19 protein-coding genes are annotated in these 20,856 nt (G+C 57.6%); 18 read left to right on the top strand and 1 reads right to left on the bottom strand.

Going from position 1 to position 20,856, the window contains the following annotated elements; all coding sequences use genetic code 11:
* Positions 1-2: 2 nt before the first annotated feature.
* The 5 genes from QMG40_RS01775 (at position 3) to nusB (ending at position 3,404) form a co-directional block, all read left to right on the top strand.
* Positions 3-581, top strand: a complete 579-nt coding sequence (locus tag QMG40_RS01775) for a shikimate kinase (RefSeq protein WP_283527305.1) — start codon at positions 3-5, stop codon at positions 579-581.
* 3 nt (positions 582-584) lie between these two features.
* On the top strand, positions 585-1,745 hold the full coding sequence (gene aroB, locus QMG40_RS01770) for a 3-dehydroquinate synthase (RefSeq protein WP_283527303.1): 1,161 nt from the start codon (positions 585-587) through the stop codon (positions 1,743-1,745).
* 10 nt (positions 1,746-1,755) lie between these two features.
* Positions 1,756-2,247 carry a tetratricopeptide repeat protein gene (locus QMG40_RS01765; RefSeq protein WP_283527301.1) on the top strand — a complete coding sequence of 164 codons (492 nt, stop codon included), beginning with the start codon at positions 1,756-1,758 and terminating at the stop codon, positions 2,245-2,247.
* A gap of 147 nt (positions 2,248-2,394) precedes the next feature.
* On the top strand, positions 2,395-2,958 hold the full coding sequence (efp, locus tag QMG40_RS01760) for an elongation factor P (RefSeq protein ID WP_283527300.1): 564 nt from the start codon (positions 2,395-2,397) through the stop codon (positions 2,956-2,958).
* Complete coding sequence (nusB, locus tag QMG40_RS01755; RefSeq protein ID WP_283527298.1) at positions 2,958-3,404, top strand: transcription antitermination factor NusB; 447 nt, start codon at positions 2,958-2,960, stop codon at positions 3,402-3,404. The genes efp and nusB overlap by 1 nt, the downstream gene beginning before the upstream one ends.
* Positions 3,405-3,510: 106 nt before the next feature.
* Here the strand turns inward: nusB and QMG40_RS01750 are convergent, their stop codons facing one another.
* Positions 3,511-4,968: a PrsW family intramembrane metalloprotease gene (locus QMG40_RS01750; protein ID WP_283527296.1), complete on the bottom strand. Its 1,458-nt coding sequence runs from the start codon at positions 4,966-4,968 to the stop codon at positions 3,511-3,513.
* Between the two features lie 230 nt (positions 4,969-5,198).
* Between QMG40_RS01750 and pyrR the strand changes: the two genes are divergently transcribed.
* The 13 genes from pyrR to QMG40_RS01685 all read left to right on the top strand — a co-directional run bounded on the left by pyrR (position 5,199) and on the right by QMG40_RS01685 (position 20,547).
* The gene (gene pyrR / locus QMG40_RS01745; protein WP_283527294.1) at positions 5,199-5,810 is read left to right on the top strand and encodes a bifunctional pyr operon transcriptional regulator/uracil phosphoribosyltransferase PyrR; all 612 of its coding nucleotides are present in this window, start codon (positions 5,199-5,201) and stop codon (positions 5,808-5,810) included.
* Positions 5,807-6,847 (top strand): aspartate carbamoyltransferase catalytic subunit, encoded by a 1,041-nt coding sequence (locus QMG40_RS01740; protein ID WP_283527292.1) that lies wholly within the window; start codon positions 5,807-5,809, stop codon positions 6,845-6,847. The genes pyrR and QMG40_RS01740 overlap by 4 nt, the downstream gene beginning before the upstream one ends.
* Positions 6,844-8,169: a dihydroorotase gene (locus QMG40_RS01735; protein ID WP_283527290.1), complete on the top strand. Its 1,326-nt coding sequence runs from the start codon at positions 6,844-6,846 to the stop codon at positions 8,167-8,169. The genes QMG40_RS01740 and QMG40_RS01735 overlap by 4 nt, the downstream gene beginning before the upstream one ends.
* The gene (locus QMG40_RS01730) at positions 8,169-8,780 is read left to right on the top strand and encodes a PH-like domain-containing protein (RefSeq protein ID WP_283527288.1); all 612 of its coding nucleotides are present in this window, start codon (positions 8,169-8,171) and stop codon (positions 8,778-8,780) included. Before QMG40_RS01735 ends, QMG40_RS01730 begins: the two co-directional genes overlap by 1 nt.
* Positions 8,781-8,782: 2 nt before the next feature.
* Positions 8,783-9,994, top strand: coding sequence for a glutamine-hydrolyzing carbamoyl-phosphate synthase small subunit (gene carA, locus QMG40_RS01725; RefSeq protein ID WP_283527286.1), 1,212 nt, complete (start codon positions 8,783-8,785; stop codon positions 9,992-9,994).
* A complete protein-coding gene (carB, locus tag QMG40_RS01720) occupies positions 9,994-13,305 on the top strand; it encodes a carbamoyl-phosphate synthase large subunit (protein WP_283527284.1) in 3,312 nt (1,103 codons plus the stop codon). Before carA ends, carB begins: the two co-directional genes overlap by 1 nt.
* Positions 13,295-14,143 (top strand): orotidine-5'-phosphate decarboxylase, encoded by an 849-nt coding sequence (gene pyrF, locus QMG40_RS01715; protein ID WP_283527282.1) that lies wholly within the window; start codon positions 13,295-13,297, stop codon positions 14,141-14,143. Before carB ends, pyrF begins: the two co-directional genes overlap by 11 nt.
* A gap of 112 nt (positions 14,144-14,255) precedes the next feature.
* Positions 14,256-14,576: an integration host factor, actinobacterial type gene (gene mihF, locus QMG40_RS01710; protein WP_283527280.1), complete on the top strand. Its 321-nt coding sequence runs from the start codon at positions 14,256-14,258 to the stop codon at positions 14,574-14,576.
* Positions 14,573-15,187 carry a guanylate kinase gene (gene gmk, locus QMG40_RS01705; RefSeq protein ID WP_283527278.1) on the top strand — a complete coding sequence of 205 codons (615 nt, stop codon included), beginning with the start codon at positions 14,573-14,575 and terminating at the stop codon, positions 15,185-15,187. Before mihF ends, gmk begins: the two co-directional genes overlap by 4 nt.
* 80 nt (positions 15,188-15,267) lie before the next feature.
* The gene (rpoZ, locus tag QMG40_RS01700) at positions 15,268-15,525 is read left to right on the top strand and encodes a DNA-directed RNA polymerase subunit omega (RefSeq protein ID WP_283527276.1); all 258 of its coding nucleotides are present in this window, start codon (positions 15,268-15,270) and stop codon (positions 15,523-15,525) included.
* Positions 15,526-15,555: 30 nt separating this feature from the next.
* The gene (locus QMG40_RS01695) at positions 15,556-16,962 is read left to right on the top strand and encodes a bifunctional phosphopantothenoylcysteine decarboxylase/phosphopantothenate synthase (RefSeq protein ID WP_283528569.1); all 1,407 of its coding nucleotides are present in this window, start codon (positions 15,556-15,558) and stop codon (positions 16,960-16,962) included.
* Positions 16,963-17,031: 69 nt separating this feature from the next.
* Entirely contained in the window at positions 17,032-18,234 is a 1,203-nt protein-coding gene (metK, locus tag QMG40_RS01690) for a methionine adenosyltransferase (protein ID WP_283527274.1), read from the top strand.
* 171 nt (positions 18,235-18,405) lie between these two features.
* Complete coding sequence (locus QMG40_RS01685; protein WP_283527272.1) at positions 18,406-20,547, top strand: primosomal protein N'; 2,142 nt, start codon at positions 18,406-18,408, stop codon at positions 20,545-20,547.
* Positions 20,548-20,856: the final 309 nt, after the last annotated feature.

The following is a 20,856-nucleotide window of genomic DNA, read 5'->3' as shown; positions in this document are numbered from 1 at the left end:
TGATGGCAACGGGCAAGGAGCCGGTTGGGACGCCGGACTTCACGCCCCAGCGGCCCATAGTCATTATTGGGCCCATGGCCGTTGGGAAATCGGTGATAGGCGCAGAGCTTGCTCGTGTGTTGAGGCTGGACTTTGTTGATTCGGACCACAAAATTGTTGCTAAGCACGGTCCTGTCCCACGAATTTTTGCGGCGAAGGGTGAACATCACTTCAGGCAGCTGGAAGCGAGGGCTATTGCGGAGGTTTTAGACTCCCAGGAGCCTGCAACAAAGTCAGTTGTCCTGTCCCTTGGCGGGGGTGCGGTTCTAGACTCTGGGACGCAACAATTACTCGCCGGGGCCACTGTGGTCTACCTCAGTGCCGATCTGGCAACTGTAAGGGAGCGAATAACGCGCAACACCGGACGCCCGCTTCTCGCCGCCGACCCGGTGGCAACCTGGCAGCGCCTGGCCGCCGCACGCGAACCCGTCTATGAACGCCTGGCAAATATCAACCTAAATGTTAGCAATTCAAATGTGCCACAGCTTGTTGCGCGGCTGATCCACCTGTTGGCAGCAGAATCAAGGAAAGAGAATCTGTAAACCATGAACACTGAGAACACCGTGCACCCTGCCGATTCAGAACCTGTAGCTAGTGCAGAGATCCCAGCTGGCCCCGGTTCCACCAATACCATCATCAAAGTTACCGGGGCCTTGCCCCAAGAAAACTACGACGTTGTTGTAGGGCGCGGGCTGTTGGCACAGTTGCCGGCACTGCTAGGTGAACGGGTAAAAAAAGTTCTGGTGATTCACCCTCGCGCATTGCGCCTGACAGGTGACACGGTTCGTGATGACCTGGAAGGCGCCGGCTACACCACACTGACGGCAGAAATTCCTGATGCGGAAGAAGGTAAACACATCCAAGTTGCCTCCTTCTGCTGGGAAGTTCTAGGCAAAAACGATTTCACCCGCTCTGACGCTGTTGTCGCTGTGGGTGGAGGGGCTGTCACCGATCTTGCAGGTTTCGTTGCCGCCACATGGTTGCGCGGAGTGAAAGTTGTCCACCTGCCTACCTCCCTGTTGGGAATGGTTGATGCTGCTGTGGGTGGCAAGACTGGCATAAATACGGCAGAAGGTAAGAACCTGGTTGGTTCTTTCCACCCGCCAGCAGGGGTCCTAGTTGACTTGGACACCCTCGATACGTTGCCCCCGAATGAGCTGATTTCAGGAATGGCAGAAGTCATTAAATGCGGGTTCATTGCAGACCCTGTGATCCTGGAATTGATCGAGGCCAACCCGGAGGCAGTCAAGGATCCCAAGTCACCGGTTCTTCGCGAGCTCATTGAACGTGCCATCGCCGTGAAAGCGAAAGTTGTTTCCGAGGACCTAAAAGAGTCCGGGGTACGGGAGATCCTCAATTATGGCCACACCCTGGGCCACGCCATTGAGCTAACAGAGCGTTACTCTTGGCGCCACGGTGCGGCAGTGTCGGTAGGCATGATGTTCGCTGCCGAGCTAGCCCGCAGCGTCGGTCGCCTCAGCGATGAGGACGCCGACCGTCACCGCTCCATCCTTGAACTCTTTGGGCTACCCCTGAGCTACCGCAGGGACCGCTGGCAGGCACTCCTGGATGCCATGCGCAGGGACAAGAAGACCCGAGGGGATCTGCTGCGCTTTGTTGTGCTCGACGGCGTTGGCAAGCCAGGAATCCTAGATGTCCCTGATGCTTCCTTGTTGTTTGCCGCCTACCAAGAGATTGCTTCCTAGTATGGGTTTGATGGACTGGCCCTCAGCAGGTTTCCCGGGCACGGCAGTGAACCCGCAGACACTGCTGCCCGAAGTGGTCGACGAGGACGCCTGCAATTCCGCGCTTGAGAGCTCCACTGACGCAGGAGATAAAATCTTCGTGTTGCTGGCTCGCGGACTCACTGCCGAGGCCGCCGAAGCCGCGGCAGATGCACGTCTGATTGACCCCGAATCAATTAGACTCCAGGTACTCGATGCCGAGGTCCTGCGTGCAACAAAGAACTTTGATAGAGCCGAAAGAGTCCTGCGCACCATTCTGCCCACAGTTGCCGGGACACCCATGGAACCGTGGGTATTTCAACAACTGGGCAAGGTGCACTTCAGTAACGGACAGTTTGAAGCCGCTGCCAAAAACTTTGCCACCTCCCTTGATCTTCGCGTGGCGTCAGGTTCGGACGCGACGGCAATTTACTCGGCAACGGTCTCGCTGACGCGCGCTTTGGACTTGGCCGAGAGGGAATAGTCCCCACCCACCTGCTGAGACCACCGCAACGGCCGGGTAAGTGCAAGTGTTTGAGCGGCTGTGGTGAGCCTCATGCCATGCAGTGCTGCTAGGTACGGTAGTGTGGTCTATGGATTTTTGATAATACTTATACGCTAAGAGGCTACTGTGGCAACGACTAACGACATTAAGAACGGCACTGTACTCAAACTTGAGGGACAGCTTTGGAACGTCATCGAGTTCCAGCACGTCAAGCCCGGCAAGGGCGGCGCTTTTGTCCGGACGAAGATGCGCAACATCCTCTCGGGAAAAGTAGTTGATAAGACATTCAACGCCGGGCTGAAGATTGAAACTGCAACCGTTGATCGCTCGGACTTCCAGTACCTGTACCAAGATGGCGAAGACTTCGTTTTCATGGACAACGACAACTATGACCAGCTCACCGTGCCGGGTAAAACCGTTGGCGATGCCACCAACTTCATGCTTGAAAACCTCAACGTGACCATCGCACTGTACGAAGGTTCCCCGTTGTACATTGAGCTGCCGCCGTCGGTTCAGTTGCGCATCACCTACACCGAGCCGGGTCTTCAGGGCGATCGGTCCTCCGCAGGCAACAAGCCCGCAACAGTTGAGACAGGCTTTGAAATCCAGGTTCCCTTGTTCGTTGAGAACAACACCTTGGTCAAGGTCGACACCCGTGACGGTAGCTACTTGGGACGTGTCAGCGAGTAGTGGCAAGTAGTCAACCCAACACCACGGGCAAACCGAATTCAGCGCGAAGCAAGGCTCGACGCCGTGCTTTGGACATCCTGTTTGAGGCAGAGCAACGTGAAGTCAGTGCCATGTCTGCCCTGACGGCGCGCCGTGAAAAAACAGGTCAAATTATTAACCTCTACACAGTAGATTTGGTCGAGGGCGTCACAGCCATGGCCGAAAATATTGATGAGTTCCTAGCCACCTATTCCCAGGGCTGGACACTTGAGCGCATGCCCGCCGTGGACAGGATTATCTTGCGAATCGGTACTTGGGAACTGCTCTACAACGATGATGTCCCTGATGGTGTCGCAGTTAGCGAGGCAGTGGAGTTGGCCAAAATGCTCTCCACTGATGAGTCTCCCCAGTTCGTCAACGGCCTACTTGGGCGGCTTCAGCAGATCAAGCCGACTTTGCTTGCCTAAGAGGCAATCAAGAGAATAGTAGTCGTATCCCTGGTCCAGGGGAAGCACAAATCGAGATACAGTAATGGCCCGGTGCACTCAATGCACCGGGCCATCGGTTTAACCGCTATTGCACAGGTGGCTGCCAATTATTCTGCTGCTGATGCGCCTGTAATTGTTGGGCTTGGAGTTGTTGTAGGTTCCAGACGGTGGCGGCATGCCGGCCCAGAAGGTCGCTGCGTACTGCTGCGATCTTGTTCAGTAGTGTCATCTCAAGTGCTTGTCCGGAGACGAAGCGACCGGCCGCGGCGCCGCGCTTCCCGCCCTTGGCGTCAACAAGTAGTCGTTGACGTGTAAAGGCCAGCCTGGTTGCGAGGCGGATGAATTCCTTCATAAGGGGTGCTGCAGAGAATGTTTTAGACCAGGTCAGCGCCCGACGCCGGCCACCTCCTGTGGCGAGCATCGGCACCTCCTGCTGGGTGAACCAGCCTGACGGAACGTATTCGTCGAGCCGTTTGCGCGTCAGCTTGGCTTCGCTGCGATGCAAGAGGATCACACCGAGTATGAACAAAATGAACAGCGGCACCTGAAGAACTATATAAACAATGAAGAAGTTTGCGCCTAGGAATGAGGAGCCGTTCCACAACCCGTGCAACGCCATGGCGGGAACCAAACCAACTACCCAAGCCCCCAAGACCAGGGAAGTGCCGCCGTTGCGGGCCGCCCAGCCCACACAGACACCAAGTGTTGCTGTAAACATGACGTGCGCAAAGGGAGACATGAGACCGCGCAATACAAAGATGGCAATGAGCCCACCGGTAGCCCCGTCCGTCTCTACAAGAGCCTGGCCAAAGTAAAGAATGTTCTCGGTAAAGGCGAAACCAGCGGCGACTATGCCGGCATACACAACTCCATCGATAGGCCCGTCAAAGGTTTTCCGTCGTAAGAAGAACAGCAAGAGCACCCCTGCGCCTTTGCAGAGTTCCTCAACCATGGGTGCTTGGACCACTGCGCCAACCATGTCGGCGTCAGCTCCGCTCGCTCCACTCATGATCAGCGGCTGGACCCAGCTGCCCACCACCAAGGTGGTAATAACAGCCATGCCTGCACCCCAACAAAAACCTAAGATCAGGGCGGAGATGGGTTCTGGTTCCCACCTGTCGATCCACATCAGTGTGGCTACACAGATGGAAAGGGGAATCAAAGCGAGGGCACCACAGATCAAAAACACGTTTGCACCGATAGAAATGGCGAAGAACGCCAAAGTGATAACGGTTATGAGTGCAAAGGCACACAGTAAGATGAGGTTTGTCACCTTCACTGCTGCACCCGGTGACTTTTTCCGGCGGGGATCGGGAGCGTGGTGGACCCAATACTCAGAGGTGTGACTTAGCGCAGTTCCCTGCGCGTTGGCTTGGGCGAAGTTCTGGTTCCCTTGGGGGAGCGGCTGTGCATACTGTTGCTGTGCATACTGTTGCTGGGCGTACTGCTGGTGTCCATATTGTGGCTGTCCATGCGGGTCTTGTGGATATTGTTGCTCCGGGGCGCCTGGGGCGGGGGGTTGCCATCGGCCTGGTTCACTCATGAGTTCAAGACTAGGGCCACAAGATGCCGCGACAAAGATGGCGCGCGTAATCTTCCCTCTGTAGCTTATTCACGAACGGGCCGTGAGCTTGCGCTAATCTCCCACCAAACTGCGTCCCAGCTCGAGGCGCTTTAATCGTGAAACTGCCCAGGACTGCTGTGGTAGTTTGAGGTGTACGCAATCAACCTTTTAATTCCGTCCTGTGAGGCGGGGAAAGGGGACGCGAGAAAATGAACAACTCCTCTGATGAGTTTGAGGAAGTTTTGCAAAACTCAGTGCCAGTCGCTGTGTCCCGTGTGGTTCTCACCGCAGCGGACATCGAGCGGGCACTGACTCGTATCGCCTATGAAATTCTTGAAGCCAACAAAGGTGCAGGGAACCTGTTGCTGCTGGGTATCCCGCGGCGAGGCTATCCTTTAGCCCAACGGTTGGCCACCAAATTGGCCGCCAGCGATCCCGCAGTGGATCCTGCCGCCATCGTAGGCCAATTGGACGTCACCATGTTTCGTGACGACCTGGCCCGGCACCCAACACGGGCCCCACAAAGAACACAACTGCCCGCTTCGGGTATCGATGGAAAAACCATAGTCCTTGTGGATGACGTGCTGTACTCAGGTCGCACCATCCGTGCAGCCCTTGACGCGCTCGTCGATCTAGGCCGCCCTCGCGTTGTCAGACTCGCCGTGCTCGTTGACCGAGGACACCGTGAACTGCCCATCAGAGCAGACCATGTGGGCAAGAACCTTCCCACGTCTTCCAGCGAGAAGGTGCGTGTGCGTCTTTCTGAGATTGATGGTGGCAGCGTCGAAAATGACGAAGTGCTCATTGAGGCGGGCGCATGAGGCACCTGCTGTCAACAGAGGAACTGAGCCGGGCGAACGCCATCCAGATTCTGGACACTGCACAGGAAATGTCTGCCGTTGGTGAGCGAGAAATTAAGAAGCTTCCGGCTCTGCGCGGCCGAACCGTGGTGAACTTATTTTTTGAAGACTCAACCCGCACACGCATTTCATTTGAAGCTGCGGCAAAGCGGCTTTCCGCCGACGTCATCAATTTTAGCGCCAAAGGCTCCTCAGTGTCTAAGGGTGAATCTCTCAAAGACACAGCCCAGACTCTGGAAGCCATGAGTGCTGACGCAGTTGTCATAAGGCACTGGGCCTCCGGCGCACCAGCAAGACTAGCCAACTCCGGGTGGATAGACGCAGCGGTGATCAACGCCGGGGATGGCACCCATGCCCACCCCACACAAGCATTGCTTGATGCCTTCACTATGCGGGCCCATTGGGCCAAACTCAGTGGCAGCGCATCTGTTGGAGCTGACTTGACGGGCATGCGGGTGCTCATCGTGGGGGATGTCCTGCACTCGCGCGTGGCGCGTTCCAATGTGTGGCTGCTGCACACCCTTGGTGCCCACGTCACTCTCGTGGCACCGCCCACCCTGCTCCCTATTGGAGTGGAGCATTGGCCCTGCGAGGTCAGCTACGACCTTGATGCAACGCTTGAGAGCGGAGTAGACGCAGTCATGATGCTACGGGTGCAGGCAGAGCGCATGAACGCCTCATTCTTCCCTTCCACGCAGGAGTATGCCCGCCGGTGGGGGTTCGACGACGCCCGCCTGGCCAGACTTGACGCGCTGAATCTCAAGGACACCATCATCATGCACCCCGGGCCGATGAACCGTGGCTTGGAAATCTCCTCTGCAGCCGCCGATTCTCCACGCTCAACGGTGCTTGCACAGGTACGCAACGGTGTCTCAGTACGCATGGCAGCCCTGTACTTGCTGCTGTCCGGGGAAATGCGTGAGGAAAAAATCGTGCCAGTTCTCCCGTGGCTTTCAACAAATTCAAGCACCATCCCGTCTGTAAAGGACCATTCATGACTTCCACAAGTTATTTGATTCGTTCGGCTTCCCTGTACGGCAATACCACTGCCGACATCCTCATCAGCGGCGGGGTCATCACAGCCGTAGGAGCCGACCTTGGCCCCGACGTTGTGGTCGGTGCCACGGTTATTGAAGGCGACGGCCTCGTGGCGCTGCCGGGGATGGTTGACTTACACACTCATCTGCGCGAACCAGGCAGGGAAGACGCCGAGACTGTTGAAACGGGAACTCGTGCGGCAGCCCTGGGCGGCTTCACAGCAGTGCACGCCATGGCCAATAGTTCACCGGTTGCAGACACTGCTGGCGTTGTTGAACAGGTTTACACTTTGGGACGTGAATCTGGTTGGGTTGACGTGCGGCCGGTAGGGGCCGTAACAGTTGGGCTGGCTGGCAAGCAGCTTGCCGAGCTTGGCGCCATGGCGGACTCTAGGGCCAGAGTCAGGGTTTTCTCTGACGACGGTATTTGCGTCAGCGATCCCGTCATGATGCGCCGCGCTCTTGAATACGTGAAGGCGTTCGACGGCGTCATTGCCCAGCATGCGCAGGAGCCCCGCCTCACCGAGGGTGCCCAAATGAACGAGGGTAAAGTTTCTGCCGACCTGGGCCTGGCCGGCTGGCCAGCTGTGGCAGAAGAATCCATCATTGCCCGGGATGTTCTATTGGCTCAACATGTGGACTCGCGCCTCCACATATGTCACGTCTCAACAGCTGGCTCAGTAGAAATCATCCGCTGGGCCAAAGAGCGTGGCATTAAAGTCACCGCCGAGGTCACCCCCCACCACCTGCTTCTGACCGAAGAACTGGTCCGAAGCTACAACCCCGTCTATAAGGTCAACCCACCTTTGCGCACGGACGCCGATGTCCACGCCCTGCGCGCAGCATTGGCCGATGGCACCATCGACATTGTAGGCACCGACCATGCTCCGCACCCCAGCGAAGCTAAGGAATGCGAGTGGGCCGCGGCGGCCATGGGCATGACGGGACTGGAAACAGCGTTGTCGGTAGTGCAGGAAACCATGATTGAGACAGGCCTAATGACGTGGGAAGACTTTGCCCGCGTCACCTCAACTGCACCTGCACGGATAGGTCAGCTCACTGACCAGGGCCGTCCGTTGGAAGTTGGGGAACCAGCCAATATTGTCTTGGTGGATCCGCATGCCCGATGGAACGTGGATCCGAAAAATATGGCTACGAAGGGACGTAATTCCCCCTTTGCCGGACTGGTTTTGCCCGGCAAGGTTGCTGCGACGTTCTTCCATGGGCACCCAACAGTCCTCGGAAGCAAACTGAACACCCCCTACATCCACGGAGCCAACTAGTGGATGAGAGAATCCTGCCAGGCATCCTGACCTTGATGCTTGTGGTTGTTGTCTTTGGATTGATGGGTTGGGGATGGCGCAACAAACTTAAACGTCAGGCGGAAGTAGCGCCGTTGCCACCCATCCCCGCGGACCTCGGCACAGCTTTGATCAGTGTGCCTGGAACGTATGTAGTCACAACCACCACTGGCGACTGGCTTGACCGGTTGGCAGTTCACGAGCTCGGTATCCGCACACCGGGCGTTGTCCATGTCTATCCCCGCGGGATTGTCATGGACCGCTCGGGCGCGCAGGACATCTTCATTGCCAAGGAATGCCTCACCGATGTGGGCACTGCGTCCGGGATGGCCGGGAAATTTGTTGAAAGGGACGGGCTGGTTGTTATCAGCTGGTTCCTTGAAGAAACCGAAGTAGACACCGGTTTCCGCACCACTGAAGCCGGAGCCAAACGCCCCCTAATGGAGGCGTTGCAGGGATTGTTACCCACAGAGCAAACCGCCACAGTACCTAACGTGGCGGAGAATGACTTAGAAGATGCAGAAGAAGCGACCGTGAATGGTACGCCCTTAACGGACACACCCACAGCCGAGCACAACGGAAAGAACAATTGAGAATGAGTGATGCAATCATGCCTACACAGGCACTTTTGGTCTTGGAAGATGGACGCACTTTCCGCGGCAGCAGCTACGGTGCTCAGGGCACGGCCCTGGGTGAGGCGGTCTTCACCACCGGAATGACCGGCTACCAGGAAACGTTGACAGACCCCTCTTACGCACGCCAGCTGATAGTGCAGACGGCACCTCACATAGGTAATACGGGTGTGAACAAAGCAGATAATGAGTCAGCCAGAATTTGGGCTGCGGGTTACATTGTCCGTGACGCGGCACGCCGCCCGTCCAACTGGCGCAGCGAAGGGACCCTCGATGAGGAACTGTCTGCGCAGAACATTGTTGGCATTCAAGGAGTAGACACTCGCGCCATCACCCGGCACCTGCGTGAACGCGGTGCCATGAAGGCCGGTATTTTCTCCGGTGCCGATGCAGCGCGTCCTGAGACTGAACTCCTCACCGAAGTTCAGGCTCAGCCGTCCATGGAGGGCCTGCGCCTGGCCGAGGAGGTCAGTTGCAAGGAAGCGTACGTGGTTGAACCTGCCCAGCACGGCTGGACGGGGGAGACCCTCTTTACAATCGTTGCACTGGACCTTGGCATGAAAGCCATGACCCCTGCACGCTTCGCCGAGCGTGGGGTGCGCCTGCATGTCCTGCCCGCAACTGCCACTTTCGAAGAAGCCCAAGCGTTGAACCCGGATGGCGTGTTCATCTCCAATGGCCCCGGTGATCCAGCTACGGCCGACCGCCAGGTTGGCTTTGTCCGTAGCTTCCTGGACGCTGGGGTGCCGTACTTTGGCATCTGCTTTGGAAACCAAATTCTGGGACGCGCCCTGGGCTTTGGCACCTACAAGTTGCGCTACGGACACCGTGGCATGAACCAGCCGGTTCTGGACCGCAGCACTGGCAAGGTGGAAATCACCAGCCAAAACCACGGCTTCGCCGTGGACGCACCCCTTGACGGACCTGGCCAGGCGCCCGAGGATCGTTTTGGCAGGGTTGAAGTTTCCCACATCAGCCTCAACGACCACGTGGTTGAAGGGCTGTCCTGCCTGGATATTCCAGCCTTCTCCGTGCAGTATCACCCGGAAGCCGCGGCCGGTCCACACGATGCCGCCTACCTGTTTGACAGGTTCATCAATCTCATGACTAAGTACAAAACCGCACAGAGCCAGACCACACAGAGCCAGACCACACAGAGCCAGGAAGACAAGTAATGCCAAAGAGGGAAGATCTTAAATCAGTTTTGGTTATTGGCTCCGGCCCGATCGTGATCGGACAGGCTGCCGAGTTTGACTACTCGGGCACCCAGGCGCTGCGCGTTTTGAAGGAAGAGGGCCTGCGGGTCATCCTGGTAAACTCCAACCCGGCAACGATCATGACTGATCCAGAGTTTGCCGATGCCACCTACGTTGAACCCATCACTCCCGAGGTGGTTGAACAGATCATCGCCAAGGAACGCCCCGATGCGATCCTGCCAACCTTGGGTGGTCAGACGGCGCTGAACACCGCCATCGCCTTGGACAAAAACGGTGTGCTCGAAAAGTACAACGTTGAGTTGATCGGTGCCAATATCGCCGCCATTGAGCTGGGTGAGGACCGTGAAAAGTTCAAGGGCGTGGTTGAGCGTTGCGGAGCAGAATCTGCCCGTAGCCACATCATTCACACCTTGGATGAGGCATTTGTTGCTGCTGAAGATCTTGGCTACCCCATGGTGGTGCGCCCGTCATTCACCATGGGTGGGCTGGGTTCCGGACTGGCTTACAGCCCAGAGGACTTGTCCCGCATTGTTGGCCAGGGACTGCAGTACAGCCCCACCACTGAGGTTTTGCTTGAAGAGAGCATCCTTGGCTGGAAGGAGTATGAGCTTGAAATGATGCGCGACAAAAACGACAATGTTGTTGTTGTTTGCTCCATTGAGAACTTTGATCCGGTGGGCGTTCACACCGGTGACTCCATCACGGTGGCCCCGGCCATGACGCTGACGGATCGTGAATACCAGAACCTGCGCGATATTTCCATCGCCATCATCCGTGAGGTGGGCGTTGACACCGGTGGTTGCAACATCCAGTTCGCCATTGAGCCAGACACCGGCCGAGTAGTGGTCATTGAGATGAATCCGCGTGTGTCACGCTCATCGGCATTGGCCTCGAAGGCAACCGGTTTCGCCATCGCCAAGATCGCCACGAAGCTCTCACTTGGGTACACGCTGGATGAGATCCCCAATGACATCACGCAGAAGACTCCGGCTTCCTTTGAACCTGCTTTGGATTACGTGGTTGTTAAGGTTCCCCGCTTCGCGTTTGAGAAGTTCCCTGCGGCCGATGACACATTGACCACCACCATGAAGAGTGTTGGTGAGGCTATGGCCATGGGGCGTAACTTCACCGAAGCGCTCCAGAAGGCACTGCGCTCACTGGAGCAAAAGGGTGCCAGTCTTGAATTCCAAAGTGTCAATGAACTGGACGTTCCTGACCTCATTGAGGCTTCCAAGCGCCCCACCACCGAGCGCCTTGGCCAGGTGCAGCGTGCCCTGCTGGGCGGTGCCACCATTGAGCAAATGTACGAAGCCACAGGCATTGACCCCTGGTTCTTGGACCAGCTGGTGCTGCTGAACGAGGTCTCGGCAACTATCCGCCAGTCCACCGCGCTGACACCGGAGATGCTCAAGCTGGCCAAGCGCCACGGCTTCTCCGACGCTCAGATCGGTGAGCTGACACACAACTCTGAGGCGGTGGTGCGCGGCGTCCGCCAGGCATTGAACATCCGCCCCGTGTACAAGACTGTGGACACTTGTGCAGCTGAATTTGCAGCGTACACCCCGTACCACTACTCCACCTACGACGAGGAAGATGAGATTGCGCTGCACGAAAAGCCCTCTGTCATCATCTTGGGTTCCGGGCCCAACCGCATCGGTCAGGGTATCGAGTTCGACTACTCCTGCGTGCACGCCTCCATGGCACTGCGCAAAGCCGGCTACGAGACAGTCATGGTCAACTGCAACCCGGAAACCGTCTCCACCGACTACGACGTCTCCACGCGTCTTTATTTTGAACCGCTGACACTCGAGGACGTCCTGGAGATCATCGCGGCTGAAGAGCGTACAGGCGGGGTGCTGGGTGTTTTTGTGCAGCTCGGTGGCCAGACCCCGCTGAAGCTTGCTGCGGAACTGGCTGATGCCGGTGTGCCCATCTTGGGAACCTCTCCGGAAGCCATCGATTTAGCGGAACACCGCGGTATGTTCTCGCGTGTGCTTGATGAGGCCGGCCTGATAGCGCCAAAGAATGGCACCGCTGTGTCCTTCAACGATGCAAAAAAGATTGCCGATGAGATTGGCTACCCCGTCCTTGTGCGCCCCTCCTACGTGCTGGGCGGCCGCGGCATGGAGATCGTCTACGACGAGGCGCATCTCTCCCGCTACATCACGAACGCCACCGAGATCACTGAAGCACACCCGGTGCTCATTGACAGGTTCCTTGAAGACGCCATTGAAATTGATGTTGACGCGTTGTTTGACGGCAAGGATATGTACCTTGGCGGCATTATGGAGCACATTGAAGAGGCCGGTATCCACTCTGGCGATTCCGCTTGCGTGCTGCCTCCCATCACTCTGGGCAAAGACGTGCAGGAGCGTGTCCGCAAGGCCACCCGTGCCATTGCCGAAGGTGTTGGTGTACGTGGCTTGATCAACATTCAGTTCGCTTTGGCGGCTGACATTCTCTACGTACTTGAAGCCAACCCGCGGGCTTCGCGTACTGTCCCGTTTGTGTCGAAGGCCACGGGTGTGCAGATGGCCAAGGCCGCGGCTTTGATCGGTGTTGGCGTTTCCATCGCCCACTTGCGCAGCGTGCACCACATCCTGCCTGAAGTGGGCGACGGCGGCAATCTGCCAGATAACGCCCCCGTGGCTGTCAAAGAAGCTGTTCTACCCTTCAACCGTTTCCGCACCCCCGAAGGGCACGTAGTTGACTCCCTGCTGGGCCCGGAGATGCGCTCCACCGGTGAGGTGATGGGGATCGACAAACATTTTGATACTGCTTTCGCCAAGAGCCAGGCTGCTGCCAGTGGTGCCTTGCCGGTCTCCGGGACTGTCTTTGTTTCGGTGGCGAATCGTGACAAACGCTCCATCATTATGGCCGTCAAGCGTCTCGTGGACCTGGACTACACGATTGTTGCCACCAGTGGTACCGCGGACGTGCTGCGCCGCAACGGCATTGCCTCCACCACTGTGCGCAAGATCAGCCAAGAAAGCACAGTGTCCGGGGATCAGAGCATTGTCGACCTGATCAACAATGGCAAGATCGACATGATCTTCAACACCCCCTCAGGTGGTCAAGCGCGCGGAGATGGCTACGAGATTCGTGCGGCAGCAATCTCCAACGGCCGGCCCTGCATCACCACTGTTGCTGAATTCAACGTGGCAGTTCAGGCCATGGAAGCCTTGCGTTCCTACGAATGGGATGTCACCAGTTTGCAGGAACACGCCATTGTTCTTGCCGCAGGACTGGCAGCTCAGAATGCCAACTAACAGCGGTGAGCGGGAGCCTTTTGGGGCTCGGCTTGCCGCAGCCATGCTTGCCAGGGGACCCCTTTGTGTGGGTATCGACCCGCATCCGGCCCTCCTGGCAGCATGGGGGCTGGATGACAGCGCCGATGGCGTGCGGAGGTTCTCACGAACTGTGCTTGAGGCTGTGGCGCCGATAGCAGCAGCCATCAAACCACAGGTGGCTCTCTACGAGCGCCACGGCTCCGCTGGTATGGCCGCCTTGGAGGAGTTGCTGGCTGCCGCTGCTCAGGCGCAGCTTTTGACCATCGCTGACGCTAAACGCGGAGACATCGGCTCTACCATGGCTGGCTACGCTGACGCATGGCTGCGAGATGGTTCAGCCTTGGCGGCTGATGCCGTAACGCTAAGCCCTTACTTGGGTTTTGAATCGCTGCGCCCGGCTCTTGAGATGGCAGCAGCGAACGGCAGGGGTGTCTTTGTGCTTGCCCTAACCTCTAATCCGGAGGGTGCCTCGGTACAGCACGTGGGTGGCAGCGATTCTGTTGCCAAGCGCATCGTGGAGGCTGCAGGCGTCGAAAATCAACGCTATGCCGCTGAAGCACTGGGATCTGTGGGCCTGGTTGTTGGTGCCACAGTGGGAGGTGCACTAGCTGATTTGGGTATAGATCTTGCTGCGGTCCACGGGCCGCTACTGGCGCCGGGTCTCGGAGCGCAAGGCGCCACCGGGGTAAATATGCGGGCTACATTTGGTACTGCGTATCCGGCTGTGCTGGCGACCTCCAGCCGGGGTATCCTCGTTGCCGGACCGCAGGTTGCCGCGTTACGCGCAGCCACGGTGGAGACGCTGGCGGGCTTATAGCAGCACTTCAAGCTTTCCGACAGATTGATTTGCCTCCCCGGTAGGGATATGTTCGAAGAATTACTGCGTTCGTAACCCGCACCGGGGAGAGCCATCAACAGGGAGCTTTTTCGTGAATTTGCCGCAATTGTCCCAACATGAACGCGCAGAGGCACGCATCAAAGCCCTGGCTGCACGAGCCGTACGCTCCCAAGCCAAAGCTGACTTGAAGTCCGGGCACAAGAGTGTTGCCGCAGTGCTTGAAGCGGCAGCTTGCGAACCCGCTCTCGAGCGACTTAAAGTGTGTGAATTACTTGAAGCCCTCCCGGGCATAGGAAAGGTACGTGCAACTGTGATCATGAGCGAGCTGGGGATTGCCCCAACCCGCAGGGTGCGTGGCCTGGGCGTACACCAACGCCGGGCTTTGGTTCACTACCTGGGACAGACGTCATGAGCGAGGTTCATGTCCCAAGTGAAAAGACCACCCGCCTAAAGAGCCGTTGTGGCGTGACGGTGCTGGCCGGACCAACCGCTGTAGGAAAAGGTACTGTCTCAACGTTCATCCGGGACAATTATCCGGATGTCTGGCTTTCCGTCTCCGCCACTACCCGTGCTGCACGGCCAGGGGAAGAGGAAGGTGTTCATTACTTCTTCAAAAGTGCTAAGGAGTTTGATCAGCTGGCCGCCAGTGGGGATCTGCTGGAGTGGGCGGTGGTTCATGGCGTAAACCGTTACGGCACATTGCGCAGCACCGTCCAGGAAGCCGTTGCCGCTGGAAAGTCAGTCCTGCTTGAAATTGACTTGCAGGGGGCCCGACAGGTTAAAGCCGCCATGCCTGAGGCGGATTTCGTGTTCCTTTCCCCGCCAAATTGGGCAGAACTTGTCCGCCGTTTAGTGGGACGCGGCACAGAAAGTGCGCAGGAACAGCAACGTCGCCTAGAAACGGCTAAACTGGAACTTGCTGCCGCGCCGGAGTTTGATTATGTCATCGTCAATGACGATGTAAGCCGTGCCGCAGCCGCGCTTGTTGAACTGATGGGGCTCACCCCCCACCACCTTGTTTGATCAGATTGTGTAGGCACTTAAAAGTGTTGTCACAATTTTCTGATCTGCAGGACACCCTTTCGATTTTTTTGGAGAAGTAATTGACTACACAACCCGAAGGCATCATCAATCCCCCGATCGATTCACTGCTTGAAGCAGCAGATTCGAAGTACGGACTGGTCATCTTTGGTGCAAAGCGCGCACGCCAGATCAACGCCTACTACGCACAGCTCCACGAGGGCCTGTTCGAGTACGTTGGCCCACTCGTTGATACCAGGCTGAACGAGAAGTCCCTCTCAATCGCCTTCCGTGAAATCGACGAGGGCCTGCTGGTTTCCACGCCGAACGAAACCGCGTAAGCGATTTAAGAAAACTACAAGGTGACTGAGCTGAACATTGTCCTAGGGGTAGGCGGCGGCATCGCCGCCTACAAGTCGGCCTTGCTACTGCGTCTGTTTACTGAAGCAGGGCATCTGGTCACTGTCATCCCTACTGACGCGTCCACGAAATTTGTGGGCGTGGCAACGTGGGAGGCATTGAGCGGACAACCCGTCACCAACGATGTTTTTGCGGCTGTAGACCAGGTGAACCATGTCCGGATTGGTCATGAGGCGGACCTGATTGTTGTGGCGCCGGCAACCGCCGACCTTTTGGCTAAGGCTGCCGGCGGCCATGCCAACGACCTTTTAACAACCACGTTGTTGATGGCTCGCGGACCTGTCCTCTTTGCTCCAGCCATGCACACAGAGATGTGGCAGCACGCATCCACGCAGGCCAACGTAGCCACCTTGCGCTCCCGTGGGGTGCATGTGTTGGATCCTGCAGTGGGCAGGTTGACTGGCCCTGACACGGGTCCCGGCCGCCTTCCCGAGCCCGAAGCAATATTCGCTGCAGCCATAGCCTTGGTCCGGGACGTCTCTACGCAAGAGACTCCCACAAGGGCGGCAGAGCTCAAGGTAGCCCAGAACCGCTCTGATACGCAGGACACACAGCTCAGCGAGCTGGCACCTCCCCATGAGTTGCGAAGCAGCGAAAAGTCTTCCAGTGAGACGTCCGTCTCGGAAGGTCCTCTCTCCGGAGTTCACGTACTTATCACGGCAGGTGGGACGCGGGAACCTCTTGACCCTGTCCGCTACCTTGGCAACAAGTCCTCGGGCAAGCAGGGCGTGGCACTTGCAGAAGCGGCCCTGGCTGCCGGCGCCCAGGTCACCCTGATCCACGCTCCAATGGAAGTAGCGGCGCCTGCCGGGGCCAAACTTCAACGAATTGAAACGGCCCTTGAATTGCGCTCGGCCACGCTGGCAGCGGCGGCAACGGCGGATGTTGTCATCATGGCCGCCGCCGTGGCTGATTTCCGCCCGTCAAGTATTTCAACGGGCAAGATTAAAAAGCGGGACAATACGCAGGACCCTGTTATTACACTTGTCCGTAATCCGGACATCCTTATCGAGGTTGTTGCCCATCGGGCGGCGCAGAACCAGCAGCAGCTGATTGTTGGTTTTGCTGCAGAAACCGGTGATGAACAAGGCGACGTCCTTCGCTACGCACAGGAAAAGCTGATGCGAAAAGGATGCGACTTGTTGGTTGTCAATGAAGTCGGGCCCGGGGACACCAATACTGAGCGCGTCTTTGGGCAGGATACCAACCAGGTAGAGATTCTTGCCTTGGACGGTGCCAGCCCCGTGCAGGCCGGTGGCAGCAAGCGTGAGGTGGCCAACGCCGTCGTACATCTCATAGCGCAGCGCCTTGATGCAACGAAGACCGTGTCGGCACAGGATAAAGCACAAGCCACCTAGCTCCGACCACTATGACAGCCCATGTCAGGCGCCCATGAAGCGCAGCACAAACCAAAGTAAAGTAGAGACGTGACTTCAGCGAACCCCCTGCGCCTATTTACCTCCGAATCCGTGACGGCAGGCCACCCCGATAAGATTTGTGACCAGATCAGTGACGCCATCCTTGACGCGCTGCTAGCCGAAGACCCGGAATCGCGAGTTGCGGTTGAAACGATGGCAACCACTGGCTTGGTCCATGTGGCCGGCGAGGTCACGACCAATGCCTACGTGGAAATTCCGCAAATCGTGCGCAACACCATCCTCGACATTGGCTATGACTCCTCTGCCAACGGGTTTGACGGTGCCCGCTGTGGTGTTTCGGTTTCTATCGGGCAGCAGTCCCAAGATATTTCCGACGGCGTGTTTAACGCTTTCGAGACCCGCGAGGGAACCGCAGTTGATAAGTATGACGCCCAAGGTGCTGGCGACCAAGGGTTGATGTTTGGCTACGCCAGCAACGAAACAGCCTCATATATGCCGACCCCCATTTACTTGGCGCATAGGCTTTCCGAGCGCCTCTCAAGCGTGCGCAAATCGGGTGAATTGGAGTACTTGCGACCGGATGGTAAAACGCAAGTGACCATTGGGTACGACGGCGAAAAGCCTGTTTCGGTTGACACTGTTGTCATCTCCAGCCAGCACGCCGAAGGCACCTCCCTTGATAAGTTGCGAGCCGACTTGCAAGAATTCGTCATTGCCCCGGTCATGGAGGCTTCTGGTCTGGATGTTTCTAAGATTCAAACCTATTTAAACCCTGCAGGCCCCTTCGTTGTTGGTGGTCCCGTAGGTGATGCGGGGCTGACGGGACGCAAGATCATTGTTGACACTTATGGTGGAATGGCACGCCACGGAGGTGGTGCCTTCTCGGGTAAGGACCCCTCAAAAGTTGACCGTTCAGCGGCCTATGCCATGCGCTGGGTTGCCAAAAATGTGGTGGCCGCTGGCCTTGCGGATCGTGCCGAAATTCAGGTGGGCTATGCCATTGGCGTGGCCAAGCCGGTGGGAACCTATGTTGAGACTTTTGGCACCGAGCATGTTGACCCTCGCATGATTGAAGAAGCCATTGCGGCTATCTTCGATTTGCGTCCGCTGGCCATCATCGACAGCCTTGATCTGAAACGCCCCATTTACGCCAAAACGGCAGCACATGGTCACTTTGGCCGCGACGACCCCGATTTCACGTGGGAAAATCTTGACCGGGTAGCTGCGCTGAAGGCGTTCTTCAACGCCTAAGCTCGAAGTTGTCCACAGCCAAGCACAGTTCGCCGACTCCTTTGTCAGCGGGCTGTGCTTAGCTGGTTTCAGGACGACTAATGGGGACCTGCACAGTTGGGTTTGGAGGCCCTGTCCATGGCCTACAGTTTTTGCCCGTAGGTCTGGCAACACATATCAGAGGAGGATGCCGTGACCGAAGCCGAGAACCACACTGCCGCTAGTCACGCTTCGCCCAATCACGGTGTGCAGTTAAGTCTTTTGAGTGGATTCGTCACCAAGGATCGAGTAGCAGATCCACACAGTGGAGTCGTGTTGGCGCCGTCGCTACCAGTTGCCCAAGTTGCGATTGATTCACCGCTGCCCCATCTTGACCGAATGTTTGATTACTCCGTCCCCCTGGAGTTGGACGCAGAGGCCCGGCCAGGGGTTCGGGTGAAGGTAAAATTCTCTGGCCAAGACCTCAACGGGTATCTCGTTGCGCGCACTGCTGAGTCTGAAAGCGAAAGGCTGGTGCCACTGAGCAGGGTTTATTCAGCTGTCCCTGTGCTCACCCCACAGGTACTTGAACTGGCCCGGAGGGTTGCCGCACGGTACGCCGGCACAGTAGCTGATGTGTTGCGGGTAGCTGTCCCACCGCGTGTCGCCAGCCTCGAGAAGATCTACCTGAAGAAGGAAACCGGACCCGCGCCCGTGGAGATGCTTCCCGAGGCTAAACCCGGGCATTCTCTCTTCACTGAGTTTGCTCATGCCGAGGACTTCTTGACGAAATTGGCTTTGGGCCAGTGCCCCAAAGGCGTACTCGGTGCACTCCACGGTTGGGGGCCCCGGTCATGGCACCACCAACTGGCTCAAGTAGTTGCATACTGCCAATTGTCAGGGCGGGGAGCCATCGTGGTTGTTCCCGATCTACGGGACCTCGAATTATTGGAGCAGGCATTTACCGCGGTCCTTCCGAAGGGCAGCTTCGTCAAGCTCACCGCTGACGATGGTCCCAGCAAGAGATACGCCAACTTCCTGCAAGTTCTTTCAGGCGACGTGCGCATTGTGATCGGTACTCGTTCCGCGGCGTACGCGCCAGTAGCAGAGCTAGGTTTGGTTTGTTGCTGGGATGACGGTGACGAGCTTCATATTGAACGTAGAGCTCCCTACCAACACAGCCGTGACGTTCTGTTGTTACGCTCTGAAGTTGAGGCAACGGCGGTGTTGATGGCCGGGCACAGCCGAAGCAGTGAGTCCCAGCGGTTGGTCGCCACAGGATGGGCCCAAGAGCTCTTAGCTGAACGCCCAGAGGTGCGCAAGGCCACGGCGCGGGTCATTAGCACGTCGGATTCCTATGAGCTGGAACGTGACCCCGCCGCCGCCATGGCCCGGCTGCCACACAGGGCCTGGGAAACCGCAAAGGCCGCGCTGAAGATGGGCCCGGTATTGGTTCAGGTGGCCCGAACCGGCTACGCTCCGGCATTAGCCTGCCAGCGCTGTCGAGAGGTGGCCAGATGCAGACATTGCACAGGGCCTCTGATGCAAACACGGTCCCCGGGGTCGGCTTCTTCCATGGTCACGTGCAAATGGTGCGGGCAGGCGGAAACTGCCTTTAGCTGCGGTACGTGTGGGAACCGCCAATTGCGGGCTATTTCCATCGGTGCACTGCGGACCGCAGAGGAATTGGGCAGGGCTTTCCCCTCAGTGCCAGTGATTTCCTCTTCAGGGGATCACATTAGGACAACTGTGCCTGACAGGCCCGCCATAGTTGTGGCAACTATAGGTGCTGAACCGGTGGCTCATCACGGCTACTCGGCGGCACTGCTCTTGGACGGAGATTCTATGCTCCGGCGTGAGTCGTTGCGTGCTGGAGAAGAGACACTCCGTCGGTGGATGAATGCCGCAGCACTGGTGAGATCTGCCAAAGACGGAGGAATTGTTGTAGTCACGGCTGAGGACTCAGTTGAGGTTTCGGCGCTAGTTAGATGGGACCCCGCCGGGCATGCTGAGCGGGAATTTACTTTGCGGCAGGAGCTCGGGCTTCCCCCGGCCATGCGCCTTGCCTCGCTGACTGGAGCAGAAAAGGACGTTGCGGCATTTGCGGCGGCCTTGCAACTCCCTGAGTCCGTGCGCAGCATTGGCCCTGCTCCTGTGTCTGTGGGCAGGCCCGCCTCGGGTGGCACTTCCGGCCAGACAGGTGAAGAGGCTCCAGATTATCGAACGATTCTACTTTTCCCATACTCACTGGCGGCGACTGTCACAACGAACATGAGGGCATTGAAGGCTTCCAACGCGGCTCGACGAGTGGGCTCTCCTGTACAAGTTCGGTGCGATGGCCTAGACGTTTTGTAGCTGCTGTGCAACGAGCCTTCACCCTCGGTTGAGGTTGGAGATAATAACGTCCCCGGGCGAATCATCGGCAGTCGTGAACCCTTAGCTCGTCTCGGATGTCTCTGGGGATTCCCGAATTGACGGCCGCTGCTGGCGTACACTGCGAGTCTCTCGATGGAAAATGCGGCTGCGATGGAGACTCGGTTGTTAGTTCTGGCGGGACATACCACGGTGTGCTCTTTTGCGGGAAAGGCGGGCAGGACACGGGAGAAGATGTACCCGAGACCGTCGTCACTCGTGTGAAGGAAGCGCTGATAGAGCGCAGACGCA

Origin of the sequence: Arthrobacter antibioticus (assembly GCF_030063205.1) — a bacterium.
In the GTDB taxonomy this organism is placed as follows: domain Bacteria; phylum Actinomycetota; class Actinomycetes; order Actinomycetales; family Micrococcaceae; genus Specibacter.
Note: the sequence above shows the minus strand (reverse complement) of the source record. Positions and strands in the feature narration are given on the sequence as shown.